30 protein-coding genes are annotated in these 26,986 nt (G+C 38.1%); 3 read left to right on the top strand and 27 right to left on the bottom strand.

Going from position 1 to position 26,986, the window contains the following annotated elements; genetic code table 11:
* Nucleotides 1–248: 248 nt before the first annotated feature.
* The 11 genes from GX687_05685 to GX687_05635 all read right to left on the bottom strand — a co-directional run bounded on the left by GX687_05685 (nucleotide 249) and on the right by GX687_05635 (nucleotide 9,529).
* Nucleotides 249–1,967 (bottom strand): Na(+)/H(+) antiporter subunit D, encoded by a 1,719-nt coding sequence (locus tag GX687_05685; GenBank protein ID HHX96928.1) that lies wholly within the window; start codon nucleotides 1,965–1,967, stop codon nucleotides 249–251.
* Nucleotides 1,960–2,202 carry a hypothetical protein gene (locus GX687_05680; protein ID HHX96927.1) on the bottom strand — a complete coding sequence of 81 codons (243 nt, stop codon included), beginning with the start codon at nucleotides 2,200–2,202 and terminating at the stop codon, nucleotides 1,960–1,962. The genes GX687_05685 and GX687_05680 overlap by 8 nt, the downstream gene beginning before the upstream one ends.
* 1 nt (nucleotide 2,203) lies before the next feature.
* Nucleotides 2,204–3,721 carry a monovalent cation/H+ antiporter subunit D family protein gene (locus GX687_05675; GenBank protein ID HHX96926.1) on the bottom strand — a complete coding sequence of 506 codons (1,518 nt, stop codon included), beginning with the start codon at nucleotides 3,719–3,721 and terminating at the stop codon, nucleotides 2,204–2,206.
* Nucleotides 3,721–5,196 carry a monovalent cation/H+ antiporter subunit D family protein gene (locus GX687_05670; GenBank protein HHX96925.1) on the bottom strand — a complete coding sequence of 492 codons (1,476 nt, stop codon included), beginning with the start codon at nucleotides 5,194–5,196 and terminating at the stop codon, nucleotides 3,721–3,723. The genes GX687_05675 and GX687_05670 overlap by 1 nt, the downstream gene beginning before the upstream one ends.
* On the bottom strand, nucleotides 5,193–5,558 hold the full coding sequence (locus tag GX687_05665; protein HHX96924.1) for a cation:proton antiporter subunit C: 366 nt from the start codon (nucleotides 5,556–5,558) through the stop codon (nucleotides 5,193–5,195). Before GX687_05665 ends, GX687_05670 begins: the two co-directional genes overlap by 4 nt.
* The gene (locus GX687_05660) at nucleotides 5,555–6,307 is read right to left on the bottom strand and encodes a hypothetical protein (GenBank protein HHX96923.1); all 753 of its coding nucleotides are present in this window, start codon (nucleotides 6,305–6,307) and stop codon (nucleotides 5,555–5,557) included. Before GX687_05660 ends, GX687_05665 begins: the two co-directional genes overlap by 4 nt.
* Nucleotides 6,304–6,549, bottom strand: coding sequence for a DUF4040 domain-containing protein (locus tag GX687_05655; GenBank protein ID HHX96922.1), 246 nt, complete (start codon nucleotides 6,547–6,549; stop codon nucleotides 6,304–6,306). Before GX687_05655 ends, GX687_05660 begins: the two co-directional genes overlap by 4 nt.
* A gap of 3 nt (nucleotides 6,550–6,552) precedes the next feature.
* Nucleotides 6,553–6,852 (bottom strand): monovalent cation/H(+) antiporter subunit G, encoded by a 300-nt coding sequence (locus GX687_05650; protein HHX96921.1) that lies wholly within the window; start codon nucleotides 6,850–6,852, stop codon nucleotides 6,553–6,555.
* Nucleotides 6,849–7,127, bottom strand: a complete 279-nt coding sequence (locus GX687_05645; protein ID HHX96920.1) for a pH regulation protein F — start codon at nucleotides 7,125–7,127, stop codon at nucleotides 6,849–6,851. Before GX687_05645 ends, GX687_05650 begins: the two co-directional genes overlap by 4 nt.
* 16 nt (nucleotides 7,128–7,143) lie before the next feature.
* Nucleotides 7,144–7,686, bottom strand: coding sequence for a Na+/H+ antiporter subunit E (locus GX687_05640; GenBank protein HHX96919.1), 543 nt, complete (start codon nucleotides 7,684–7,686; stop codon nucleotides 7,144–7,146).
* Nucleotides 7,687–7,867: 181 nt separating this feature from the next.
* Nucleotides 7,868–9,529: a Na/Pi cotransporter family protein gene (locus GX687_05635; GenBank protein HHX96918.1), complete on the bottom strand. Its 1,662-nt coding sequence runs from the start codon at nucleotides 9,527–9,529 to the stop codon at nucleotides 7,868–7,870.
* Nucleotides 9,530–9,554: 25 nt separating this feature from the next.
* On the opposite strand from GX687_05635, the gene GX687_05630 reads away from it, so the two are divergent.
* On the top strand, nucleotides 9,555–9,977 hold the full coding sequence (locus GX687_05630; GenBank protein ID HHX96917.1) for a L,D-transpeptidase: 423 nt from the start codon (nucleotides 9,555–9,557) through the stop codon (nucleotides 9,975–9,977).
* A 69-nt stretch (nucleotides 9,978–10,046) separates the two neighbouring features.
* On the opposite strand, the gene spoIIR is transcribed toward GX687_05630, so the two are convergent.
* From spoIIR to yabG, 5 genes are all read right to left on the bottom strand, one after another.
* Entirely contained in the window at nucleotides 10,047–10,598 is a 552-nt protein-coding gene (gene spoIIR / locus GX687_05625; protein HHX96916.1) for a stage II sporulation protein R, read from the bottom strand.
* A gap of 105 nt (nucleotides 10,599–10,703) precedes the next feature.
* Nucleotides 10,704–12,251: a DUF3794 domain-containing protein gene (locus GX687_05620; protein ID HHX96915.1), complete on the bottom strand. Its 1,548-nt coding sequence runs from the start codon at nucleotides 12,249–12,251 to the stop codon at nucleotides 10,704–10,706.
* A gap of 88 nt (nucleotides 12,252–12,339) precedes the next feature.
* A complete protein-coding gene (locus GX687_05615; protein HHX96914.1) occupies nucleotides 12,340–12,699 on the bottom strand; it encodes a hypothetical protein in 360 nt (119 codons plus the stop codon).
* A 734-nt stretch (nucleotides 12,700–13,433) separates the two neighbouring features.
* Entirely contained in the window at nucleotides 13,434–13,727 is a 294-nt protein-coding gene (locus GX687_05610) for a Veg protein (protein HHX96913.1), read from the bottom strand.
* A gap of 127 nt (nucleotides 13,728–13,854) precedes the next feature.
* Nucleotides 13,855–14,742: a sporulation peptidase YabG gene (gene yabG, locus GX687_05605; protein ID HHX96912.1), complete on the bottom strand. Its 888-nt coding sequence runs from the start codon at nucleotides 14,740–14,742 to the stop codon at nucleotides 13,855–13,857.
* Between the two features lie 155 nt (nucleotides 14,743–14,897).
* Here yabG and GX687_05600 point away from each other — a divergent pair, with 155 nt between their 5' ends.
* Entirely contained in the window at nucleotides 14,898–15,689 is a 792-nt protein-coding gene (locus tag GX687_05600) for a glycosyltransferase family 2 protein (protein HHX96911.1), read from the top strand.
* Here GX687_05600 and GX687_05595 read toward each other — a convergent pair.
* From GX687_05595 to metG, 6 genes are all read right to left on the bottom strand, one after another.
* Nucleotides 15,672–16,835: an NADP-dependent malic enzyme gene (locus tag GX687_05595; protein ID HHX96910.1), complete on the bottom strand. Its 1,164-nt coding sequence runs from the start codon at nucleotides 16,833–16,835 to the stop codon at nucleotides 15,672–15,674. The two genes, GX687_05600 and GX687_05595, sit on opposite strands and share 18 nt — an antisense overlap.
* A 16-nt stretch (nucleotides 16,836–16,851) precedes the next feature.
* The gene (locus tag GX687_05590; GenBank protein HHX96909.1) at nucleotides 16,852–18,210 is read right to left on the bottom strand and encodes a class II fumarate hydratase; all 1,359 of its coding nucleotides are present in this window, start codon (nucleotides 18,208–18,210) and stop codon (nucleotides 16,852–16,854) included.
* A 113-nt stretch (nucleotides 18,211–18,323) separates the two neighbouring features.
* Nucleotides 18,324–18,926, bottom strand: a complete 603-nt coding sequence (locus GX687_05585) for a LysM peptidoglycan-binding domain-containing protein (GenBank protein HHX96908.1) — start codon at nucleotides 18,924–18,926, stop codon at nucleotides 18,324–18,326.
* A gap of 147 nt (nucleotides 18,927–19,073) precedes the next feature.
* On the bottom strand, nucleotides 19,074–19,901 hold the full coding sequence (rsmA, locus tag GX687_05580) for a 16S rRNA (adenine(1518)-N(6)/adenine(1519)-N(6))-dimethyltransferase RsmA (GenBank protein HHX96907.1): 828 nt from the start codon (nucleotides 19,899–19,901) through the stop codon (nucleotides 19,074–19,076).
* Nucleotides 19,885–20,661, bottom strand: coding sequence for a TatD family hydrolase (locus tag GX687_05575; protein HHX96906.1), 777 nt, complete (start codon nucleotides 20,659–20,661; stop codon nucleotides 19,885–19,887). The genes rsmA and GX687_05575 overlap by 17 nt, the downstream gene beginning before the upstream one ends.
* Nucleotides 20,662–20,665: 4 nt before the next feature.
* Complete coding sequence (metG, locus tag GX687_05570) at nucleotides 20,666–22,552, bottom strand: methionine--tRNA ligase (protein HHX96905.1); 1,887 nt, start codon at nucleotides 22,550–22,552, stop codon at nucleotides 20,666–20,668.
* A gap of 198 nt (nucleotides 22,553–22,750) precedes the next feature.
* Here metG and GX687_05565 point away from each other — a divergent pair, with 198 nt between their 5' ends.
* Nucleotides 22,751–22,996, top strand: coding sequence for an AbrB/MazE/SpoVT family DNA-binding domain-containing protein (locus tag GX687_05565; GenBank protein HHX96904.1), 246 nt, complete (start codon nucleotides 22,751–22,753; stop codon nucleotides 22,994–22,996).
* A gap of 18 nt (nucleotides 22,997–23,014) precedes the next feature.
* Here the strand turns inward: GX687_05565 and rsmI are convergent, their stop codons facing one another.
* Genes rsmI through GX687_05540 form a run of 5 tightly spaced genes read right to left on the bottom strand, consistent with a single transcriptional unit; the run spans nucleotide 23,015 to nucleotide 26,300 of the window.
* Nucleotides 23,015–23,869, bottom strand: a complete 855-nt coding sequence (gene rsmI / locus GX687_05560; GenBank protein HHX96903.1) for a 16S rRNA (cytidine(1402)-2'-O)-methyltransferase — start codon at nucleotides 23,867–23,869, stop codon at nucleotides 23,015–23,017.
* Between the two features lie 12 nt (nucleotides 23,870–23,881).
* Complete coding sequence (locus GX687_05555; GenBank protein HHX96902.1) at nucleotides 23,882–24,187, bottom strand: DNA replication initiation control protein YabA; 306 nt, start codon at nucleotides 24,185–24,187, stop codon at nucleotides 23,882–23,884.
* 21 nt (nucleotides 24,188–24,208) lie between these two features.
* Nucleotides 24,209–24,877, bottom strand: a complete 669-nt coding sequence (locus GX687_05550; GenBank protein ID HHX96901.1) for a stage 0 sporulation family protein — start codon at nucleotides 24,875–24,877, stop codon at nucleotides 24,209–24,211.
* Nucleotides 24,870–25,829, bottom strand: a complete 960-nt coding sequence (holB, locus tag GX687_05545; protein ID HHX96900.1) for a DNA polymerase III subunit delta' — start codon at nucleotides 25,827–25,829, stop codon at nucleotides 24,870–24,872. Before holB ends, GX687_05550 begins: the two co-directional genes overlap by 8 nt.
* A gap of 15 nt (nucleotides 25,830–25,844) precedes the next feature.
* The gene (locus GX687_05540) at nucleotides 25,845–26,300 is read right to left on the bottom strand and encodes a YaaR family protein (protein HHX96899.1); all 456 of its coding nucleotides are present in this window, start codon (nucleotides 26,298–26,300) and stop codon (nucleotides 25,845–25,847) included.
* Nucleotides 26,301–26,986: the final 686 nt, after the last annotated feature.

The following is a 26,986-nucleotide window of genomic DNA, read 5'->3' as shown; positions in this document are numbered from 1 at the left end:
TATCCCTCCCTTTTTTCCATTATTAATCCAGGAGGCCTGCGGAATTTCACAAGACCCCCCTAATAAGTTATCCCCATTTCGCCCCTAAACTTTCGCCTAGGTATACTATCCATTTATTAATCACCTCCAAGTTTTACCTTGTATATTATATACCAGAAACCCTACTTTGCAAAGCAAATCTGGGATAATAAAAGGCCACTTCTTAATTACAATTTAAAGTGGCCTTTTTATCTGCTTCCTACCAAAACCTACAAACCAATAATGGAAAAAACTACTACAAAGATAAATACACCTAAAAAAGCGGTTGCACCTATCGGCAAACGATATTGTGCACTATCATAAACTGCCAGAGGTGGACTATCTGTAGTACGAGGCAGCCAACGTACCGGATTATAGAAAAAGGGAATTATTTTGGTAAGAACTTTCGTACCTTGAACACCAAAACTATTTTGGAATCCAACAATAGCCTTTACCAAACCCCAAATTAAAACTTTAAAAGGTCGGCGATAAAACCAGTCAAAGTCTAAGGCTATTGCTTTGCTGGGCAGCAAACGCGGACGCATTACCCAAAAAACTAAAAATACCGCTAAAAGTAGTTGTAATGTAGAAACAAGATGACTAAGTGAATAAGGTGCATAATCTAAAGGGAAAGGCAGCCTTCTATACAATAATTGCGGGAAAACTCCATAAAGGAAGCATAAAGCGGCTAAGCCCGCCATCCCTAACATCATATTTCCCGGAATTTTATTAACCCTTACTGTACGAGCCGGACCAAAAAACATAAAATAATTAAGTTTTAAAGCAATAGAAAGAAAAGTCCCCACACTTGCCAAATTCAAAAGAAGTTCCACACACGGCAGCCCCTCCATCGAAGCAGCACTAACAATAATGGATTTACTAATAAAACCATTAAATAAGGGGACACCAGAAATAGAAAAGGCACCAATGCTAAAAAAGAAAGCTGTTAAAGGCATTTTACGATAAAGGCCCCCTAAAGAAGTTAATTTTTCATTACCAGTAGCATAAATAACTGCCGCTGCCCCCATAAACAATAGTGCTTTATAAAGAATATGTGAATAGGCATGAGCAGTGGCTCCATTTAAAGCGAATTCAGTACCGATACCAATACCAGCAACCATAAAACCGATCTGACTTACTATATGATAAGCTAAGAGTCTCCTAATATTATTTTCCAAAATAGCATAAAGGACACCATAAATTGCCATAATTACACCTAACCAGATCAATAAAGATTCACCTGGAAAAATGCGCACCAAAGCATATACCGCCGTTTTAGTAGTCAAAGCACAGAGGAAAACACTACCAGTCAATGTAGCTTCGGGATAAGCATCTGTCAACCAAACATGTAGAGGTGGAATAGCAGCATTAATGGCTATCCCGGCTAAAATTAACCAGGGACCCCAACCACCTATCCCAGTCAAGGTACTTACCGTAAATTGCCCCTTGCCCACTTGTAGAAAAATACCTGCCAAAAGGAGACTGCCACCTAATAAGTGAACCAATAAATAACGAAAACCAGCACGCCAGGATTCAGGACGGCGGCGGTACCAAATAAGAAAAACGGAAGCTAGAGCCATCATCTCCCAAAAGAAAATTAAGGTTAGCCAATCCCCGGCAAAAACTACTCCCAATGAGCTACCAGCATATAAAAAAGCAGCAGCCATTTCTCCAGGTCTTTTTACGTGTAGAGCGAAAATACTAGCCAAAAAAGTCAATACCGTAAAAACAAAAGAGAATAACAACGCTAAACGATCCACTTTTAAAACTATTAATTCCAATTGATTAATGAAGGGAATAGACCAAATCTGGCCTGCTGCTAAACCAAAGGTAGCCCCAATAGCCAATAAAGGGAAGAAAAGCATTAGAAATTTTTGTAAACGACGCGGCAAAAGCAGCAAAGACAAACCACCCAGAATTAGAATAAAACCAGGATGAAACTCAAACATGGCCATCCTCACCCCCTTTGGGCTGATAATAGTCTTCATTGCGCATCACTAATTTATTCAAAAAACCTTTAGCCAAAAAAATCAACAGCACTGCACCTAATAAACCGAAAAGAAAATCGAAACCAACAAGAGCATGCCACCAATAAATAACATGGTGTTCAACAAAGGAAATTTCCAGAACGAGTAATAAAAGAAAAACAAAAATGCCTTTGATTACGGTTTTTTTGATAGACACTTTACCACCCGCCTCCTAGAAATTGACCAGCAAAAATACTTTGTGCCGACATCACCGCCAAATCATAAAGACCGCAACCGGCATTGGGGAAAATACCCCAAACTAACGAAATCACTGCTGTAAAAAGCAAAGGCAATAACATCATTTTTTCCGCCTCTCCCCGGTGCTGTCTAGCTATTTCAAGAGTAGGCTTTTTAAAAAAAGCGGCATAAACTATCGGTAGAAAATAGGCTGTACTCAATAAACCACTAATTAAAAGCACAAACACATAAAGCATTTGCCCCTGCTGCAGAGCACCCAAAGCCAAATTCCATTTGCTAATAAAGCCTACCCAGAAAGGCATTCCGGTTATACCTATGGAACCAATGGCAAAGGCCCCCATGGTATAAGGCATTGCCCTGCCTAAACCATTTAACTGACTAACATTAGTTAAACCAGTGGTGGCAAAAATAGCCCCAGCACAAAAGAATAAAGTAATTTTCATCACAGCATGAGCTGCAATATGATAAAGTCCGCCTAACAAACCTAAAGGAGTTAATACTGCAGCCCCTAAAACAACATAGGATAACTGACCAATAGTGGAAAAAGCCAATCTTCTTTTTAAATTATCTTGAGCTAAAGCAATTAGGGAAGAAACAATAATGGTTAATGCCGCTAACCACGTCAATATTTGTGCTGCTCCTAAAGAACTTAAAATTAAAGGACCAAAAACATAACCCACAATCCGTACGATACCAAACACTCCGGCTTTAACCACCGCCACAGCATGTAAAAGAGCACTTACAGGTGTAGGAGCCACCATCGCCGAAGGCAGCCAGCCGTGAAAAGGCATTACCCCTGCTTTAACAGCAGTACCCAAAATCATCAGCCAAAAAATGATTTGTAAATTAACACTACTTGTTTTTCCGGCTAAAAAACCACCTGGTTGAAAATCACCATGACCTGCCAGAAAATAAGCCCAGAGAATACCAATTAAAAATACTTGACCAGCTAACATGGTATAAACTAAATATTTTCGGCCAGCCTTGATGGCCTCCTGATCACGATGATGAGCTACCAAAGGATAAGTAGCAATGGTCAATATTTCATAAAAAATGAAAAAGGTTAATAAATTAGCTGCAAAAGCAATCCCCATGGTAGCTGATAAACAGACCGCAAAACTAGCAAAATAGCCGGTTTGATGTTCCTCCTTTAATTTCCGCAGATAACCGACCGAATAAAAGGAAGTAGCAATCCATAAAAATGCCGCTAAAACCGCAAATACCATTGCCGCGGGATCAGCACGCAAATGTAAGCTCACCCCTTGAGCTATTTTAAAAGGAGCTATTTCCAAAATCTGACCAGCTAAAACCGCTGGCAGCATCGAAAAGACAATTAACGCTTTACCAAAAGCCGCGGAAAAAGTCCAAAACTCACGCAAATTAGGCCTTTTACTAGTGAGCAGAATCAGCAAGGCCGCAACCAAAGAAACTAAAACCGCTGCTAAAGGTCGATAATCAAAAAGTATTTCCGCCGCCATTAAAATCCACCCCCTAAAAGGGCATTTTGTAGAACCCGTGTAACAATTTGTTCATTGGTTAAACCTAAAACCAAAACACCAACACCCAACACCACTATAGGAATAAGCATACTTAAAGGTAATTCCAACCCCTTACTTCTTTTCACCACAGCCCCTTCACCTGACATATAAACATTTTCTATAACCCGGAAAAAGTAAATCAGGTTTAATAAACTGCTGATGATAATCACCAGCACATATGGCCACAAATTAGCCTTAATAGCACCTAAAGCCAAATACCACTTACTAAAAAAACCAGCTAAAGGCGGGATACCAATCATCGAAAAAGCAGCCAAACTAAAAGAACCCATTGCTAAAGGCATTTGTTTATACATGCCTTTCAATTTATCTAGTGAATATTCCCCAGTTTTATAAATAAAGGCACCAGCCACAAAAAAGAGACAACCCTTCATAAAGGCATGATTAACCATATGCAATAAGGCCCCAATAAAACCATAACTATTACCTAAAGAAATCCCCAAAACCACATAACCTATTTGAGCCACACTAGAATAAGCTAACATGCGTTTTAATTCTGACTGGGCAATAGCCATCAAAGAACCGGCAATCATACCTAAAGCCGCTATAATTCCCAAAATCATTAATAGTTTGGATACTGCCTGTGCACCACTACCGATAATTCCAAAATAAATTCTAAATAAGACATAAGCAGGAGCCTTAATCACAATACCCGACATTAAAGCCGATAAAGGTGCAGGTGCAAAAGTATGTGCATCAGGCAGCCAGCCATGTAAAGGGAATTGGGCCATTTTCAAAAGTAAACCAATAGTCATTAACGCTAGGGCAATCATTACTCCAGATGAGTTTAAAACAGGTTGGATTCTTACCGCTAAATCCTGCATATTTAAAGTACCAGTAAGAGCATATAAATAGCCTACTCCTAGTAAATAAAAGGAGATACCCATGGTACCTAATACCAAATATTTAAAAGCCGCCACTACGGCCTGCCGTCCCCCTAAAGCAATCAAACCATAAGTAGCTAAAGAAGATATTTCAAAAAAGACATATAAATTAAAAACGTCTCCAGATACCGACATCCCTAAAAGTCCAGCAGTAGCCAATAAATGAAGGCCATAACCGCCTCCCTCTTTATACCATTTTTCGGCTTTAAAAAATTCCGCAGCATAGACCAGTACCCAAAAACTTAGTGTGGCAATCAAAGTCGCCAAAAAACCAGAAAGAGGATCAATTACGTATTCAATTCCCCAAGGTGGGGCCCAATTACCAAAGGCATAGTGCCAAGGACCTGTTTCCAAAACTTGCTTTAATACTCCTACAGCACTAAAGAAAGAAACCGCCAAAGCAAGCAAAGAAAAACCCCGCAGCAATTTGCGCGAAAAATAGGCTAATAATGGTGATAATAAAGCCACCACTAGAGGTGTAATTACTATTAAAGCTGGTAATTGCTCTCTCATCGCTTCATCCTCCGCAGCACCTCATCTTCTTCTAAAGTACCATAATTCCGCTGAATGATTAATAACAAACCCAAAGAAACACCCAAAGTAGCCAAACTAACCACAATCGCAGTTAACATCAAGGTATGAGGTAAAGGGTTAATATAATGAGCGGCACCTGTCAAACCAGGTAGTTCAATAGGCACCGTACCACCAACCTTTAGGCCCAAAACTAAAAAAAACAAAATCACGGCCACCTGCATAATATTCATGGCCATTAATTTTTTCACCAAATTTTTCTTAAAGATTAAGCCATATGGTCCTAACATAAACAAAAATAAGATTAACCAATAAATTAAATATTCCGTCAGAAAGCTGCTCATTCGATCCCTTCCCTTCTAGCCAAAGCATCCAAGATAGCAATAATCGTTGCCATCACACACAAAGTTACACCTACTCCAATACCGTCTATACCCCAAGCATGCTTTTCGGCAGCAGGTATCATTAAAGGAAATACCCCATATTCTAAAAAATTGCCTCCCCATAATAAGGTTAAAATCCCAATTAAGGCATAAATGAAGGTTCCCATTCCAGCTAAAATTAAAGCTAAATCCCCCATAATATTAAAAGACGCTTTTTCACCATAAATAATACGACTGATTACAACGGAAATAGCTAAAACCGCACCTCCCTGGAAGCCGCCTCCCGGATTACCTTCCGCACCTCCAATAAAAACATAAAATCCAAAAAGAGCGATCAAAAATAGCAAATAACGTGCCCCAAGATCTAAAGCCACGGTACCAAATTGCTCATCCATACTCGTTTCTGTCAAAGGCAAAAAACCTTTTTGCCTTTTTTGAGCCGAACGCAAAAGTGTCACTGCCGCCAACCCGGCCGTAAAAATTACCGTTGTTTCCCCTAAAGTATCAAAACCCCGATAATCAGCCAACACAGCTGCCACATAATTTAAAGTGCCGGTTTCCTCTAAAGCTTTTTCAATATAACGATCAGAAACATGTAGAGAAGCCGGGGCCTGTGGATCATAAAGTGTGGGTAAACCACTGACATTCAAAAACAAAAAACCCAGCATAGATAAAACAATCACAAAGGCGAATACACGCATAAATTTCATCGCGAACTCCCCCTTCTTAATTGTTTAAGAGCTACAATAAAAAAGGTTGTAGAAACAACACCCACCACTGCTTCTGTAAAAGCTACATCAGGTGCACCAGTAGTCAAATAAGTCAAGGCTGCAAAATAACTAAAAGCACTAAATAAAATAATAGAAACTAATAAATCGCGTGCAAAAAGAGCTGCCACCCCAGTTATAATCATTAATAAGACTAAAATAGTAAGAAAAAAGGCTCCCGGCATTATTTATTCCTCCTTTTTTGTCCAGGGTTTTAAACCAGCATGATAAGCAGCCCTAGTTAAAACATGTCCCCCAATCGGACCGGCAACAAAAAAAGCAACCGCAATTAACAATAACTTTAAACTAACATAATTAAAACCATGATAAACCGCAAGTCCTAACACAAATAGGGCTATACCCAAAGTATCACCTTGACCAGTAGCATGTAAACGCGTATAAAAATCGGGAAGACGCAAGACACCCACAGCAGCCGAAATTAGAAAAAAAAGACCGCCACACATTAATAATAGGGCTATTTTATTCATGACTCAATATCTTCCTTTCCTTCAAAATATTTTGCCAGAACAACCAAAGTTACAAACCCTAAAATACCATAGGAAATGGCTATATCGACAAACATATTCACGCGTTTTTCCAAAAAACCATATAATAACAAAATGACAATAGTATTAGTACCTAAAACCGCCAAACCATTTAAACGATCAAAAACTGTAGGTCCTTTTAAAACTCGATAGAGCATTAGAAAAACCACAAGAAATTCAATACCCAAAAAAATTCGAAAGATCTGTTCTGGGCTCATTCACTCTCACCTCATTTTATTCTTTAAAAAGATTCCCCACACGTTGAGGCATTTCTCCCACACCTTCCTCTGGTGCCAAAGATAAAGCCATATCTTTGGTTAAAGCATGAACCGTAAAAAGATCATCTTTAATATCTACAGTAACCGTTCCCGGGGTTATGGTTATTGAATTAGCTAATAAAGCAAGTGCAATGGGGTTATCTGCCCGTTTTTTAAAAGTAACCACACACGGATCAATCGGCAATTTGGGATTTAAAACAATTAAAGCTACTCGTACATCTGCCTTAAAAATTTCCCAAAGCAGCCAGAGTAAATAAAAAAATAGTTTAAAATAAGGCAAATCAAAAGCGGCATAACTTTTCCCCGGTGTATGCACTGCCGGAAAATTAAGAAGAGGTGCACACAACCAGGAAATAATCACAGCCGCCAAAAAGCCCATTATTAAACTACTTGCAGTAAAACTACCTGTTAAAATCAACCAAAAAACAAAGAGAACCAACGGCGGAATAAATAATTGCTTGTATTGCTTAATTCTAGTTTGATTAGTATTCACATTCATCAAAACAAACCACCTTATATTACAAGCTTTATTTCTTTTTTTAGCAAAATTAAAATTTTTATATTATTTCAATGTTATTATAACGCCGCAATCATGTCTTTTCAACATTTTTTTCAAATGAATACAATATCCACAAAGTACTTTTAGGCACTACAACCAAATAATACCACAAATCCCCACTTTACCGCCTTCCAAGAACATATTGAGCAATATTTACCGCATGATCACCAATCCGCTCCAAATTACTTAAAACATCTAAATAAATAGCACCAGCCTCACCACTACAAACCCCTTCATTTAATCGATCAATATGTGCTCGACGCAGCTCCTTTTCCATCTGGTCAATCAAGTCATCCCCTTTAATAATTTCCCGGGCCAACCACGGATCCCGATTTTCCAAACATTCTACCGCCTGAGCATATAAAGAAATAGTCTTGTTAAACATACCCTGAATATCATCAATGGCATTTTGTGAAAAAACAATGTTTTTTTCAATCCGAGTAGCCGTTAACTCCACAATGTTTTCCGCATGATCTCCTACTCTTTCAATATCAATAATGGTCTGTAGATACATATAGGCACGTTGGTTATCCTCATCAGATAATTTTTCTTTAGAGATTCGTACAATATAATTAGTGATTTTCCTTTGTAAATTATTAATTATTTCTTCAAACTGCAAAGTTTTTTCTGCTTCGGCTTTCACCCCGGTAAAAAAATAAGCTGATGTATGCTTCAATGCTTCTGTAGCTAAATCACCCATCCGCTCAACCTCACGCCCTACTTGTCCCAAGGCCACAGAAGGATTTGTCAATAAACGCGGCTCTAAATATTCAGGTTCAAATTTGGCCAAAACCCCTTCACCGGGAATTATACGTGTCACTATAGCTGCCAAAACAGACACAAAGGGCAACTGTATTAATGTATTTAAAACATTAAAAACTCCATGTGTTTGTGCCAACTGCATTTTTACATTTATTATTTCCCATGTACCACCAAAGCCGGGTAATAAAAAACAAATATAATTAGTAAATAAACGAACCATTACCGGGAAGATACCTAATAAAAATAAAGGTAAAAAAATTAGGGTACCCAAAAAATTAAACAAAAAATGAGAAATTGCGGTACGACGAGCCGCTACGGTAGTACCAATAGAAGCTAAAAGTGCAGTAATGGTAGTTCCAATATTATCACCCAGCAAAATGGGCACTGCCTGATTATAGGTTAATGCCCCTTGATAAGCTAATTCCTGCAAAACACCAATGGTAGCACTACTACTTTGCACCAACGCGGTAAAAGTAGTACCTACCAAAACACCCCAAATCGCCCTATTTTCTACACTAATCATCAAATTATGGAAAAAATCGGCATCACGTAAAGGTGCAAAACCCTGGCCCATAGTCTGCATGCCGTAAAAAAGCATACCCAACCCAAAAAGCACCTGCCCCAAATTAATTACTTTCCTATTCTTGAAAAAGAACAACAGAAAAACACCCAAAATTAAAACTGGCAAAGCATATTGTTCCAATTTAAAACCAATCAAATAAGCAGTCACCGTAGTTCCGATATTAGCCCCCATAATTACACCAATGGCCTGATGCAGGGTTAAAAGTCCAGAGTTGACAAGTCCTACTGTTAAAACCGTGGTCGCCGAACTGCTTTGAATAATCGCTGTCACCAAAGCCCCTAAAAGCACACCACGCTGAGGTGTTTTAGTACCTTGTTCCAAAAAGGTACGCAATCTATCCCCAGCCACGTTTTGCAGAGCATTAGACATATATTTAACACCGAAAAGGAAAAAAGCCAAACCACCTAAAGCTAGAAAAAGCATCTGTCGATAATCAATAACCATTTAATATAATACTCCTTTAATATTAAATTTCCCAGCAACATCTTTAAAATTGGGCAATAAACTAAGATTAACAGGTATTTCAAAAGAGGTGATTTTTTTGCTTACTAGCAAAGTCTCTATCAAAATTATTCTCCATAAAAGACGGCTTTACCTTTATCGCAGAGCACAACTTTACAATTCTTATCCGATCGCCATTGGTAAACCCAGTACACCATCACCCATTGGCACTTGGAAAATTATTAACAAAAAAATTATGGATGGACGGCAAGTCTTTGGTACTAGATGGATGGGCCTCAGCAAACCACATTATGGGATTCACGGCACCAATAATCCGTCTAGTATCGGTAAAGCCGTTTCTCTAGGATGTATTCGCATGTATAATCGAGATATTGAAATTATTTTCCCTTTAGTGTCTTTAGGCACCATAGTGTACATCATCTAAAATTCAAACTGGCTAGTAATTAACACTAGCCAGTTTGAATTATATCACAAAATAGGCTTTAAAACTCACTTATTTATTTAAAACATCCTTAAAAACCTCCACTATTTTCAAAGCAGGTTTAATTTGTATTTCTTCCAATCCTGCCTTTTCCTCTATTTCCAAACATAAACTCTGCTCTCCATTTACAAAACATAAAGGTGGAAAAAGCATACACCACCAATTTTCTCCCCGACCTTCACCCAAAACCAACCTTAAAGCCTCATAACGTCCTGCTGGCAAGAAAATAGAATCATAACTTTTTTTCGGAAAATGAAACCAACCATAAAAAGCGTCTACCGAATAATTAAAACCTTCTTGAGCAACACATTCACGGGCTTTTGTCATTAAATTTGGCAACTGATTGACCACTGTTTCCCTAGCCTCACCTAAATCTTGCAAATCCCCTAATTCCTTTTGCAATAAACAAATTATTTCATCCCGCACCCGATATTTTAAGGCCTGATCAATTTCACTATTACTATGTGCCAAAATATGCAGCCTAATCACAGGTGGTGTACTTGGCCACAGCAATAACACTCCCAAGCCTACTAATAAAATAAAACCGAGCAAGATTTTTTTCACAAACACCACCCTCTCTCTACCTCTAGTCTGACCCAATTCAAAACATTTTAATCATTAAAAAGACCAGCCACCTCAGGTCAAAGCCTGATTGTGACTGGTTTCTTTTTAACCTAAACCCGGACAGGGTACTTTAATTACTTGCCCCACGGAAAGTGTATTAGGATCGGCAATTCCCGGATTAACGGCCATAATTTGCTGCACTGTAACCCCATGTTGTGTGGCAATAGTAAAGAGTGTATCCCCTCTTTGAACTACATAATCAAAAGTTTCTCCAGGGGGACAGATCGCCGGTTCCTCAAGGGGTCTTACTGCGGTTACCACGGTAATTTCCTCCGAAGCAGTAACTCTAGCCCTAATTTCCAAAACCGCCGTCTGCCGCCATCTACAGGTGGGAGTCTTTTCTTTAGCCTCCACATTAACATATTCGATACGACCAGAGACACTTACGGCATCACCTTCCTGAGCCCCGTCCAAATGAATAAACTCCGTAAAAGGTTCATCCAAGGACAGTTCCCGCAGTTGATTATCCATAGAAGAAACATAATAAATTTGTTTATGAAGTGTCCCTTTGACAATTATTTTGTTAGGTATGGCTTTACCTTCTAAATCCCTTAATTCTGCGTCTACCTTGCTAATTTTACGAGCTTCAGTGGGTGTGAAAATACTAGCCAAAACATTAACTTGCCGCTCCGCAACACCAATCGCATTTTCAATTACTAAAGTTCTGGTATCTACTTCAGCACCTAATACTGCGGTAACAATGTTGAGAGTCAGGCGTTCACTTACACTGGCTCTTAATTTAATAACCACGGTTTCTCGAACAAATTTGCGGCAGTCTCTAGTAATCAATTCACTATCAATATATTCAATTTCAATATCAGTAGAAATATTAGCTCCTTTACGTGCCCCTTCCACTGGTACAAAAACAGTAAAAGGAACATCAACCGACATTTCCTTTACCTCACCACAAGGACTAAGTACATAATAAATTTGTTTGTGCAAATTCCCTTTAACAATAACTTTCCCGGGAATAACCTTTTCCTCAATATCTTCTATTTCTGCGTCAATACTTTTAATCTTTTTTGTGGCTGCCGGTAGTTCCACTAAACTATCACTAATATTATGCTGTTTTACCCCAACCCCAATAATATTATCGATGGTTACCGTGGCAAAGGTAGGCTCAATCCCTTCCCCAAGCACATTAGTGACTACATCAATTTCAACCATTTCAATTACTCTTACCTTTATTTTTAAAATACAGGTTTGCTGAAACTGACGATAACATTTTTTACTATCTCGTAAATAAACACCTTCTACATCACAATATTCTATGGAAACACTTACCCTTGCATCCATTCCCGGTACAGCACCTTTTAGGTGCACAAATTCGGTAACCTTTTCCGTAGGTACAGTATATTCCTGTACATGCCCAGAATAACACTCTACATAATAAACCTGTTTTTTAAGATCTGCCTCCACAACTATTTTATTATCAATAATCTTATGCTTCACATTTTCAATTTTGGCATCAATACTTTCAATCTTTTTCGCCTTTACGGGCAAGGTAATATTACGAACGACATTCACCTGTTTAACAGCTTCCCCAACAACATTTTCCACCTTTAAACGACGCGTTTCAACGGTAATATCCATGCTGACACGACCTCCTTTTCAACTAAATATCTGTGCCTTACAATTATTTTATTACTTTATGATATGAAAAGTCGGTCTTTATTGTGTCTCAACCAGTAAACAGTTGGGTAAACATTTGGCCATAGGGCCCACCCTTTACAATCCCAATTCCTAAGTGCGTAAAATTAGGATTAAGAATATTTTTTCGATGTCCAGGTGAAGCCATCAAATTCTGATGAGCTATCTCTACAGTGGGGCTACCTGCCAAATTTTCCCCAGCATAATTATAGGTAATACCAAATGATTTTAACATCACAAAAGGATCCCCATATGTAGGTGAATGATGACTAAAATAATTATGAGTAATCAGATCAGCTGATTTCAAACAGGCCACTTCTGCCAAGCCTTCATCAAACTCCACAGGCGGCACACCAGCCTTAGCCCTTTCCGCATTAACCAATTCCCACATTTTTATTTCTTCTGAGTCCGCCACTTCCGGAATTTCCTCATCCCGAAGTAGTGGTTCCTTGTGTGAAATTTCCGGCACTATTTCTACCAGAGGTTTAATTTGACGTGCTTTTTTAAAATTTGTTGCCCAAACATTGGCCAAACCCTCAGCCGTAGAATTATTAGCCAAATAATCAGCCGCGGTTACCGTAAGTAATAATTGTTCATCAAGCAAAATTACATAATTCCCCTGCCAAACAGCTACTTTAATTTCACCCTGGGATAACGCCTGACCAAAATTATTTACCCTTTCCCAAAGAACCAAAGCCCGTTCTGAGGCACTTAAACCCTGAGACATCGTACGATAACGCATTACTACTTGTTCATTAAACAAGAATTCATAAACCTCTTGATCCTTTTCATTAGGACGAATTTGCACCACATCTTTACCAAGTACCAAGGTGCGGTAAACTAAATTCTCGGCATAAACCGGAATTACATCCCAACTGCAGAAAAAGAGCATCCCCAACAAAAAGAAACCCAGGCCTTTAAATAAACGCTGTTTCATCGTCCACCTCGCCCCCTTAAATAGATTAATCATCTTAATTTTACGCCTTTGTTTTCTCCCCAGACAAACCCGCAATCTTTTCCTTAAAGATGCTTCCCACCGCGGGAAGCTGCTTAAACATTAAAAAAACCCCTTTTTAATAGAATTTAAGGGGTGTGGCAAAATATGACTAAAAAAACCGCTGATAATTAAAAACCATCAGCGGTTATTCTAATATTTTTGTCACCATCAAAAACAGTTACTTGTACCGTATCTGTTAAGATATCAGCATAAGTAAAGGAAATGCGGCGTTTAACCTGTTTCTCATCTACACAAACCACAAAAATATTGGGATAAATATTTTCCAAGACACCTATTTTTTCTATAATTCTTCGACGACCGCGATTAGCCTTTAGTTTAATTTTATTACCGACAAATGGCTCCAAACCACGTTTAATTTCCGCGAAAACCCTTTTTGCTGACAAAACACCACCCTCTTTCATTAATCAACAAACCAATTATAACATGAGACTAGAGCCTTGTCAAACAAACTAATAATTATACTAAACCGCTTTAGTGCTTGTCAATCGAAAAATCATTTTTTTCCAAGAAAATTTAAATTAATGAAGATTAATAAGGTGATTGGGGATAACCCAAACGCAAACACCCCCTTGTTTCAATACCTCCCACTCCATCTAAACCAGTAATCGTATTATTTAAAACATCTTTAACACATATAGTCTCGTAAATAGAACTATAGGCTAGTTTTTCCGCAATAAAAACCGGATCAAAAGCATGAATAAAAATCCTCTGAGGTGAACTAGCAAAATTAGCACCAGCGGCAATTAAAGCCTCATAATGTGACTGACAGGCCCCGGCAAAAATAATTAAATCATCACGACTCGGTTCATATTCACGGGCTTTGCGAACTGCTTTAAAAAAATAAGCCGAATTACGATAATTACACAAATCTTTAAAGTCTGTAGCATTTTTCAAGAAACCATCATGACCTGTCAAAACTAAAATATTGGGAGCATATTCTTCCAAATATTTTCCTACTAATTCTGGTTGTTTTTTTTCTGGTACTTCAAATCCATCCATTTTAATGTTTAATTGTGCATAAGTAGTTTTACATAACTGCAAATAATCTTTATCACCATCTAAATGTAAAACGCGACCGGGAATTTCATAATAACTAAAACCATTAAGTTGATTTTTTTTTAAATCAGAGCTTCTTTTCAAAAAAAAATTAGTTTTTTCCTCCAAACGGCGTTCAAAAATACGACGCAAGCAGGCAGAATTTTTTTTAATATATTCCTGCCTATATCTGCTGATCTCGGACAAAATTTTTTTCTCTAAATCACACAATGGTGCATCAGCATACAACCTAATATCCACACCTCTTAAAAAAGCCTTTTCCTCATTACCTTCGTGAACAATTTTAACGATACGAAACAAAATATCACTACCATGGGATTTACGGCCTACAATATCGCCTATTTGCAAATGTTCTCGCATTTGTCATCTCCCCATCTTGCGGATTTATTAATCCGCACAATTAGTCCTTTCATTATCATTATAGGTTTAAAAGGGAAATATGGTTCTAAAAAATTGCACCTCATAGGTCTACAATACATAGCATAGAACAAGCTACCACAAAAGGAGGAAAATAAATGCAAATAGCCGTTATCCCTGCTTATAATGAGGCAAAAAACATTGCCTTTGTTCTTAAAAATTTACAATCCTGTAATTTACAGCAACTTATTTTTGTGGCTAATGGCTGTACAGATTGTACCGAAAATAAAATCCTACAAATAAATTCCCCGCAAAACATTGACTTAATCTCCTTTCCCGTCCCCTTAGGTTTAGATATACCTAGGGCCGTGGGAGCTGCATATGCTAAACAATACAAGCCCACAGCCCTACTTTTTCTTGATGGTGATATGTGTGGTCCACTTGGTTCTACATTACAAAATTTACTTAAAGGAATTAAACAAGGGTTAGATTTAGCCTTAACCAATTGTTATCCTACTCCCGCCACCACTGATCTAGCCAACCTAGTTTTAAAATATCGCTATAAAGTCAATAAAAAACTGGGGCTAGTACCCCAAATTGGTTTAGCTACTCCCAGTCATGGCCCACATGCAATTTCCGGAAAATTATTAACTTCCATACCCTTGAAAACATTAGCCATTCCTCCCCTAGCCCTAGCTTGGACTGCTGAAAACAAATTCCGAATTGGACTGGGGGCCACCATTTCCCACCACCAATTAGGATCACCCTTACGGACAATGACCCATACCCAAAATATTGCTGCCACAATTATCGGAGATTGCCAACAAGCCCTCCACTATTTAGAAGGTACACCTCTTAAAGAAATTTGGCAAACCCCTCAAAACCATACCCCCTATCGCCGACAGCGCCGTTTCGATCTTCTTGAACAATTTCTATCTCACTACTCCTGATTTAAATGCCGCTGCCGCCACAGCCTCTGCCAAAACAGTACTTACACGAGAATCAAACACCTTAGGCAAAAGCCTAGTTTTACTAGGTACAATTATTTGAGCTAAGGCCCGTGCTGCCTCCAAAAGCATCAGTTCATTAATTTCCTTAGCCTGCACAGCCAAGGCACCGCGAAAAATACCGGGAAAGGCCAATAAATTATTAATTTGATTGGGATAATCCGAACGACCTGTACCCACAATAAAGGCCCCAGCGGCCAAAGCTTCCTCAGGTTTAATCTCTGGCAAAGGATTAGCCAAGGCAAAGATGATGGGCTGTGAGTTCATCTTGCGAATCATTTCTCTGTTTAAAACCTGTGGCCCGGAGACACCGATGAAAACATCGGCTCCACTGAGCACCTCTAATAATTTACCTTTTTTTCGCTCCGGATTAGTACTTTTAACTAAACGAAACTGCTCTTCATCTAATTTTTGTGGACAACCCGGATAAAGGGCCCCCTCCCGTGTACATAAAATTAACTTTTGTAAACCTGCAGCTTTTAAAAGTTCCGCAATACCTATACCAGCTGCTCCCACACCATTAATCACTATTTCCAATTGTCTTAAATCTCGCTTTAAAATCTGAGCAGCATTAATTAAAGCCGCCAAGACGACTACAGCCGTACCTTGACAGTCATCATGAAAAACGGGGATACTTAATTTTTGTTTTAATTTCCTTAAAATTGCAAAACAGCGGGGACTGCTAATATCTTCTAAATTGATGCCGCCAAAAGTAGGGGCTAGATGAATAATTGTTTCCACAATTTCATCAACATCAGTTGTCCCCAAACAAAGTGGCAAAGCATCAATGTCAGCAAATTCCTTGAATAAAAAACATTTACCTTCGATTACCGGCAGAGCTGCCTCTGGGCCAAGATTCCCTAAGCCTAAAACTGCTGTACCATCAGTAACCACCGCCAAAAGATTACCTTTAGCAGTATACTGATAAGCCAATTCTTTATTCTGGGCTATCAATTTACAAGGTTCAGCAACCCCAGGAGTATAAACTAAAGCCAAATCAGCTTCATTCTGTAAATTAATTTTATTATAAATCCCTATTTTCCCCCGCAAACGCTGATGTAATTCCAAAGCTTTTTGCCGATAATCCACTAGATTTCGCTCCTTTTTAAACCATTTTTTCTGGTTGAACATATTCTTTAAACTTCGCCTCAGTTAACACCTCTAAAGCAGCAGTTTTAAGAGTTAAATTTTCCCGGATAGCTTTATTAACAATCACAGCCGTTTTTTCATATCCCAAATGCCGACTCAAGGCTGTAGCCAACATTAGGGAATTATCCACATAAAATTGCATTTGTTGCACACACGGTTTTAAACCTCGTAAACAATGCTGCTCAAAAGAAGCTAAACCACTACTTAATAAATCCAAAGATTGCAAGAAATTATAAGCACAAACCGGCATAAAGGTATTTAACTGCAACTGACCTTGACTGGCAGCAAGGGAAATACTTAAATCATTTCCCATTACCTGACAGGCAACCATAGTTATCGCCTCACATTGTGTGGGATTAATCTTACCCGGCATCATGGAACTACCAGGCTCATTAGCTGGTAATTCTATTTCACCCAAACCACAACGCGGACCACTAGCCAACCAGCTAAGATCATTGGCCATTTTCATTATATCGGCAGCCAAGGCTTTTAAAATTCCATGTACAATTACCAGAGGGGACTGGCTAGTCAAGGCATAAAATTTATTAGAAGCAACAGCTAATTTCTTTCCAGTTGCTTTTTGTAATAATCTCACTACTTTAGCGGCAAATTCCGGGTGTGTACCATAACCTGTGCCTACCGCGGTACCACCAATCGCTAGTTCCCGCAAACAATTCAAATTCTCTTTTAAACATTTCAAATGCTTACTAAAGATCAGCATCCATGCACTTATTTCTTGCCCAAAAGTAAGTGGCAAAGCATCCTGTAAATGTGTACGTCCCAATTTTAACACCTGATTATAGGCTTGGCTTTTTTGGTTTAAGGTTTTTTCTAATTTTTCTAGAACCGGGATCAAGCGATCTTCCACAGCCACTACTCCCGCTAAATGTATTGCGGTAGGGAAAACATCATTAGAACTCTGACCCAAATTAACGTGGTCATGGGGATCGACCAAATTTTCACCTAAAATTTGGTTGGCCCGGTAAGCAATGACCTCATTAACATTCATATTGGTTTGGGTACCACTGCCTGTTTGCCAAACCATTAAAGGGAAATTATCGGCAAAATGACCTGCTAAAACTTCTTGACAAGCCTGCACAATCGCCACAGCAATTTCCTCAGTCAATAAATCCAAAGCTGCATTTGCCTCAGCAGCAGCCTTTTTAATCAACACTAAGGCCCTAATTATTTCCAAAGGCATTTTTTCTTGACCGATCTTAAATTTTTCCAAACTTCTTTGAGTTTGGGCTCCCCATAATTTCCCCTTAGGAACCAATACCTCCCCTAAAAAATCCTTAACTACCCGATAACCCATTACAACCACCCCTGGTAAAAAGAATACTGGAAATTAACCTTTAAGTCCAGCCCCATTAAAAAGCTCCCATTTCCCCACAACAAGGAAATGGGAGCTTTACAGCTAAAATAATTTCAAATCCCAAAAACATGATTACCGATTCTGTTAATTATTGTTCGCGACCAAATCCACTTACTAGTGGCTTTAACCGGATTCCAATAATATAAGGCACCCCCAGAGGGATCAACCCCGACTAAGGCCTCACGTGCAGCTTTATAAGCAGTAGCATTTGGTGTTAAATTAATCTGACCATCAGCAACTGCGGTAAAAGCCAAAGGTTGAAAAATAACACCCCAAACAGTATTGGGAAATCCCGAATCAAAGACACGATTAAGTACAACAGCAGCAACCGCTACCTGACCAGCATAAGGTTCCCCACGTGCCTCACTATAAACTACGCGGGCCAGCCAATCAATATCCTCCTGAGTAAACACTCTACCAGCACGTGATACTCGAATCCCCCCCTTAGTGGGAATTCTTAATACTTGTCCAATGAATATTAAATCTGATTTTAAACCATTGGCACTCTTTAGTTCTGCAAGGGAAACCCCATAATGACGACTTAACTTATATAATGTATCCCCCTTTTGTACCTGATGAGTTACTGCCGCCTGTAAAGGCCAAGCTACTAAAAACAACAACAAACATAAACCTACTAACCAACATTTTCGACTCATTATTTCGCCTCCTCCGGCAACTTAAATACATTTTTTTGTAGTAAGTTGTCAGCCGCACCGTTATTATAAATCGTTCCCCTAATGGGTTCTAGTAGTAAAAAAACCCAAAAAAAGTAACAGGGTAAGTGTACCCTGTTTTTCCTTTTTTTATACCTGCCAACAATTTGCCAAAGCGGCAAATTGCTCCAGGCTCAATTCCTCCCCCCTTTGAGAAGGATTTATCGCGGCTTTTAATAATATGTCGTGCAATCTTGGTTTAGTTAAAGTAGGTTCAACAGTTAACAGTGAATTAAGTAATATTTTACGCCGCTGACCAAAGGCCGCTTTAACAATTTTAAAAAGAAGCTGTTCATCCCTTACCTCAACAGGCGGTTTTTTCCTACGCCTTAGATGTACCAAACAGGAATCTACCCGCGGTACTGGTTGAAAAACATCTCGGGGAACAGTAAAAAGAATTTCCACACAAGCATGATACTGAACCTTTAAAGTAAGAGCCCCATAAGCCTTAGTACCGGGTTTAGCCTTTAACCTAGCGGCTACCTCTTTTTGCATCATTAAAACCATAATTTGACTATTAATGGCCTCTTCCAATAATTTAATTAACAAAGGAGTGGTAAGATAATAAGGCAAATTGGCTACTACCTTGTAATCACCCTGCCAACCATAACAAGCAGCCAATTCCGTTAAATTTAATTTTAAAACATCACCTTGAATAAGCACGACCGCTTCATCTACCATAAGTTTTTCCAAAAGAACACATAAAGCTGGATCAATTTCAATAGCGATAACCTCGGCCCCACTGGTCAATAATTCTCGGGTTAAGGTACCAATACCAGCACCAATTTCCATCACCTTATCACCAGGCACTATTGCCGCAGCCCGAGCAATCTTGGCTAATAAATTGGAGTCAAAAATAAAATTTTGACCCCATTTTTTTTTATAATAAAAATTGTGTTTTTTAAGTAGTTTTTTCAATATCAAACAGCCTCATTCCATTAATTCGCGTAGCCTCAGCTACTTCAGCCACAGTAATTCCTTTAATTGCGGCTATTTTTTTAGCAACTTGAACCAAATAAGCTGGTTCATTCCTTTGGCCGCGATATGGCTCTGGAGTTAAATAAGGACAATCAGTTTCCAATAATAAATGCTCCAAAGGTATTTCACGGGCCACCTCCACGGCCTTACGGGCATTATGAAAAGTAACCACACCACCTAAAGCAATCTTAAAACCTAATTTAATTATTTCCTGTGCCAAAGGCCAACTGCCCGAATAACAATGAAAAACACCACCCACCTGATTACCTTTTTCTTTTTTAAGAATTTGCAAAAGGTCCTGATGGGCTTGGCGGCAGTGAATGATTAACGGTAATCCCAATTCCCGAGCCAGTGAAATCATTTCCCGAAAAACCTTTTGCTGTTGGGGGCGTGGTGAAAAATCATAATGATAATCCAAACCTACTTCACCAATAGCCCGCACACGCGGTCTTTGGGCTAATTCAAATAATTGAGCGGCAGTTTCTTGATTATAATTACGTGCATCGTGAGGATGTAAACCCACCGCCGCATAAATAAAATCATATTTTGCAATCAAGGCTTGATTATACCACGTAGAAGGTTCACTACAGCCAATATTCATAATTAAATTAACACCAGAAGTTTTGGCCCGCTCAATTACTTCCTGCTGATCATTTTTAAAACGCGAATCATCTAAATGTGCATGAGTATCAAAATACATTAAGTTAATTAACCTCACTTCCCGCGGGAAAGTCTTCCGAAACGGTTAATACTTCCAAACGCCCTTTATTGGAGGCTGTCAAAAGCATTCCTTCCGATAAAACCCCACGCAATTTAACCGGTTTTAAATTAGTAACCACAATAATCTTTCTACCTACTAATTCTTCAGGCTGATAGTTTTGGGCAATTCCCGAAACAATAGTTTTTATTTTTTCACCAATTTTTACCGTTAATTTCAAAAGCTTATCCGCTTTTTCTATTTTTTCGCAGGTAATCACTTCAGCTACACGCAAATCAATTTTTTCAAATTCCTGAAAACTAATTTCCGGCACAGATTTCTCAACCTTCTTCTCCTGTTTCATTTCCAAACGCGGAAAAAGGGGTTTGCCCCTTACTACTTTTTGCCCAGGCGTAATTTTACCCCAATGGGTATCTTCCCACGTAAGTTCTGGCTGTTCTTCCCAACCAAGTTGTGCAAAAACCTTCCCTGGCAAAGCCGGCATTACCGGGGATAAAAGCACGCTGACCAGCCGAATCACCTCTACTAAATGATACAAAACTGTAGCTAATTTACCTTTTTTATTCTCCATTTTTGCCAAAGCCCAAGGTTCAGTTTCATCAATATATTTATTAGCCCGTTTTACCAAATCACTAACCCGTTCCAGAGCCCGAGCAAAATCCAAACGATCAAAATATTGGGCTACTTCTTTAGTAACTTGGGCAGCCAAGGTCACTAATTCCTGTTCAAGTAGATCCTGTTCTTGAGGAATAGGTATTTTACCGTCAAAATATTTTTCAACCATAACAATACTCCGAGAAACAAGATTTCCAAAATCATTAGCCAAATCAGTATTAAATCTTCGCCTTAAATTTGCCTCATCATAATAACCATCTGAGCCATAAGGCATTTCACGTAACAAAAAATAACGGACAGCATCTGCACCATATTTTTCAATTAAAACTAGTGGATCAACAACATTCCCTTTTGATTTTGATATTTTCCCAGAATCCAATAATAACCAACCATGTCCAAAAACTTGCCGCGGCAAAGGCAAACCAGCTGCCAACAAAATCGTGGGCCAAATCACAGTATGAAATCGAACAATATCTTTACCTACCAAATGCAAATCAGCTGGCCAGTATTTTTGAAATAATTCATCTTCGCGAGTGCTATAACCTAAAGCACTAATATAATTTACTAAAGCGTCAAACCAAACATAAATAACGTGTTTTTGATTAAAGGGCACCGGTATACCCCATTGAAAAGTTGTCCGCGAAACACATAAATCCTCCAACCCACTAGTAATAAAATTAATCATCTCCTTACGCCGCGAGATGGGCTGAATAAATTCAGGGTTTTCACGGATATGCTCCAATAAAGGCTGAGCATATTTTGACATCCTAAAAAAATAGGCCTCTTCTTTGATTAATTCCACTTCTCGCTGACAATCTGGACATAAATTGCCTGCAAGCAATTGTCTTTGTGTAAAAAAGGTTTCACAAGGAGTACAATACCAACCTTCATAAGTAGAAAGATAAATATCCCCTTGTTCATATATTTTGCGAAATAAAGCTTGTACTACCTGATGGTGTCTTTTTTCTGTGGTACGAATAAAATCATCATAGGAAATCATTAATTTTTCCCATAAATCCTTAAAACCAGCCACAATTTTATCCACATATTCCTGTGGTTCTTCTCCAGCTTCACGTGCACTTTGCTCAATTTTTAAACCATGTTCATCTGAACCAGTTAAAAAATATGTCGAAAAACCTTGTAAACGTTTGAAACGTACCAAGGCATCGGCCATTACAGTTGTTAAAGCATGACCAATATGTAAATCTGCACTTGGATAATAAATTGGGGTAGTAAGATAAAATGTTTCTTTTTCCATTTTAATAGCACTTCCTCATCCACTATTTTACAAACAGTATAAGCAACCTTTTCAGGGCTTGTCAAGCAGCCCAAAAGAAAAGAGGTAATCTCAAAATTATTAATAAAAAATATATTTAGCATTGACTTTTAATGGCATAATTGTTATCATTTAGCTGAGTGCAATTGTCGAATTTTGACGAAGAAAGGAGATGCTGAGATGCGGTCAACTGGTATCGTAAGAAAAGTAGATGAATTAGGACGTATTGTCATTCCCATTGAATTAAGACGAACCTTAGGTATCGAAGAAAAAGACGCTCTGGAGATTTATGTTGATCGAGAAAAAATTATTCTCAAAAAATATGAACCAGCTTGTGTCTTTTGTGGTAGTGCCGATAATGTGCAATATTTCCGCGGCAAATTAGTTTGCCAAGAATGTGCACAAGCCATGTCTGCCAATGCATAATTAATACATAATGGGGGCTTATTTAGCCCCATTTTTGTTTTGATGAACAAGCCTATAGATTTCACGTTTAGCAACCCCTAGAAGCTTTGCGGCCTCCCGTAAGGCTTCTTTTTGATTTAGCCCCTCACGGCGAAAAAACAAATAAACTGCCCAAATTTCCTGAGGAGTAATTTCCTGTGTAGAAACATTTTCCCTCCCGGAAACTATTAATGTAAATTCCCCTCTGGGAGGACGTTTTTCCCAATAATTAATTAAATCAGCAAAAAAACCAGATTGATATTCCTCAAATTTTTTGGTCAATTCTCTACCTAAACAACACCTACGTTCCCCGAAAAATTCCTTTAGGGTTTTTAAAGTAGCTAACAAATGATGTGGAGCAATATAAAAAATAAGAGTGCGTTTTTCCCATTTTAGTTCTTGGAGCAATTCTTCTTTTGCTTTTTTTTGTACTGGTAAAAATCCCAGAAAAACAAAACTACCACAATCCAAACCCGAAGCTACTAAAGCCGTAAGGCAGGCTGTGGGACCAGGGATAACCATCACCGGGATTTCATTTTGCACACATAATTTTACTAATTCCTCACCTGGATCGGAAATACCCGGCAAACCCGCGTCTGAAACCAAGGCAAGTTCAATTCCGGATTTTAATTTTTCAATTAAATAGGGACCTTTACTATTTTTATTATGTTCATGATAACTAGTCAGTGGTTTTTTAATTTGAAAATGATTTAATAATTTTTGAGTATGCCGTGTATCCTCAGCAGCAATTAAAGCAACCTTTCGTAATGTTTCTAAAGCCCGTAAGGTTATATCTTGTAAATTCCCGATAGGTGTACCTACCAAAAATAAGGTACCCTTTTTATTTTTTCCCAAAACAACCGCTCCTTATAATTTACGTAAAAAACCAACACAAAATAGACAATCCTCTTGACGGGCCTGCCCAAAATGCAGATGGCAAATATGAAAACCCTCTTCATATAATTTAAGCAGGTTATCATAACCTTGGCCCTGAATTTTAGCCACATTTTTTTCCACAGCTGCTTTATCCTCATCAGTATAACTACATAACAAACGTCTCAAACGTTCATTTTCTTCTTCTAAAGTAAAAGCTAACATTTTTAAGGCAGTTACTTCAGCTAATAAAGCCTGCTGTTTTTCTTCTAATTCAATTAAACGTTCCGTTAATTTCATCTGACAACAACCTCTTCCTAATTAACTAGATTCTTCAGTTTCTCCTTTAGCCTGATAACAGACCTTTTCATAATTTAAACAACACATCAATCGACCACAAATTCCCGATATTTTGGAAGGATTTAATGATAAGTTTTGCTCCTTGGCCATTCTAATAGAAACTGGTTCAAAATCACCTAAAAAAGTAGCACAACATAATTCTCGACCACAGGAACCAAGCCCTCCTAAAAATTTAGCTTCATCCCGGACCCCAATTTGCCGAAGTTCAATACGGGTTCGAAATACAGAGGCTAAATCTTTGACTAATTCCCTAAAATCTACGCGTCCGTCTGCCGTAAAATAAAAAACTATTTTACTGGCATCGAAACTATACTCGACATCCACTAGGTGCATTGGTAGACCATGTTTTTTAATTTTTTCCAAACAAATTTCAGCAGCCCAATCTTCTTTGGCCCGATTTTCCTCAAGGTCCTGCAAGTCCTTTTCGGTAGCAATTCTAAGCACCTTTTTTAACGGCAAAATAACATCCTCTGTCAGGACACTGCGTTTCTCTATAATCACTTCCCCTAATTCCGCACCACGAACTGTTTCCACAATTACCGGTGTACCCTTAGGTAATACAAAATCGATTGGATCAAAATAATAAATTTTCCCTACAGGTCGAAACCTTACTCCTACTACTTCAACCATAAAGGGCTACCCCCCCTTCACTTTGCTCAATTTTACTTAATTTTAAAAACAGCACTTCCCAAGCCAAACGACGATTTCCTTTATTACGCAAATAAAATATAGTTTGATTAATTTCTTCTAAGGCCTTAAAACAGCCTTTAACCACAGCCTGACTAATTTTGCCTAATTCCCTTTCTTCCACCGTAAGTTCAAGCAATCTCTGATGATAAACAATCAATAACCATTCCAACATAAATTCACTTAAATTCTCATCCTCGGCCAATTCCTTAGCCCAAAGCAGCCATTCCCAATAGCCTTTTTTTTGTAAAACTTCAAACCTTTTCTCTATTTTATCCCCAAAATCAGCTTGCATTATTTGTCTAGCCTTAGTTACTGAACCTTGTGCCAACAATAAAACTGCAGCTGACCTTTCACCTTTTTCCTGAAGAAGCTTACTTAAAATCTCATCAGAAAGATAAGTGAATGCTAATAATTGACAGCGAGAACAAATGGTAACCGGTAATTTACTTAAATCAGAAACCAATAAAATAAAAACAGTTTTTTGCGGTGGTTCTTCCAAAATCTTAAGCAGACTATTGGCTGCCTGATTAGTCATTAAGTCCGCCTCTTTAATAATTATAACCTTATATTTCCCCTCATACGATTTTAAATAAATTTTTTCTTGAAGTGCACGTATTTGTTCGATTTTAAGGGATTGACCAACTGGTTCTACAATAGCAAGATCCGGGAAATTACCAGTAGAAAACTTACGACAAGCCGTACAAAAACCACAAGGCTCAAGATTTTTCGGTTGCTCACAGTTTAAAAGCTTTGCGAAAACCGCGGCGGTTTTACATTTGCCAACACCTGCCGGACCATAAAATAAATAAGCATGGCCAACTCGCCCCTGTTTAAAATCAGCTTGTAATAAATTAATAGCCCTTTTTTGACCATAAATATCGGCAAAACTCAAATTTTACCACCTACTTCATGAATACAAATCGACCAACAAACCGCGGATAGTATCTAATTTAGCCACTAATTGCACTGAATCTTTTTGTTCATCTAAAATTAACTGTGTTAATTTTTCAACTTCCTGATTCAATAGCTCCACTCGTTGATATAATTTACGGCGTCCAGATGGCAGCCAACCAGTTTCCTTTTTCACAACATACATTTGCCCCACAGCCTCATCTAGGAAACTACTAAGTAATTGTTTATAAACTAATAAATCCTCAATGGAAAAAGTTTTTAATAATCGCTGACCCAGCTGATCTAAATTCTCCAATAATAGCTGTAAACGTTCCTGCCAATAAAGTGAACTTTCCTCTTGTAAAATATTTTTAAATGAATGCTGGGCAGCCGCAACCGCCTTATTTTTTGCTACTGTTTTTTCTCCAGCTGCCCATAAACCACGTTCTGTTTTTTTATTACGAATCCGCATAATTTTTCATCCCTATTATTTATTTCTTAAAAAAAATGAGTATTAAATAATTTTTAAGGGGCAAATTACAAGATGTGCAAACAAATTTTCTCTACTTTTAATTCTAACATAAAATCACTTCATTAATGAAGCTCAAATTCTCCTTTTTGACTATTTTATAGATTTGCCAACCGTAATGCTTAGAAATACATTCAAAGTCTTAATATCATCAGATTCCATTTTACATTCCTCCTAAAATGTATACTATTGACAATATTTAGTATATATTATATATATTAAAGGAGGTAAAACGTCTATACTAGTGAACAAAGCATGTCATACAGCCATGCTTGCAAAAATGAAGCGAGCGAATGCGGCTTACTAGTTAAAAAAAATTAATAGTATTGCCCTTCAATCTTCCTTAGGAACTATAGGGATAGCCTAGTGATAGTTCAAAATTTACTTTCCAAATAAAATGTGTTAGCATATTCTGTGTAGCATCTTATTAAAATTGCTCTATATACATATCTTTTTCAAATTAGTACATCATTATTTAAAAAAATAATTATTTTAAACAAGGGGCGAGGGGCTGTTGACATGAAACTATAAAATATTATAGAACCCGCTTGCTAAACTATAACTTTTGTGTTATATTATTAGCAGGAGGTGACAAACAATGAAGCAATATACAATAGGGCAATTTGCAA

Source organism: Clostridia bacterium (assembly GCA_012841935.1).
GTDB lineage: Bacteria > Bacillota > Peptococcia > DRI-13 > DTU073 > DUTS01.
The sequence above is the reverse complement of the archived record's forward strand: the minus strand, read 5'-3'. Positions and strand labels throughout refer to the sequence as shown.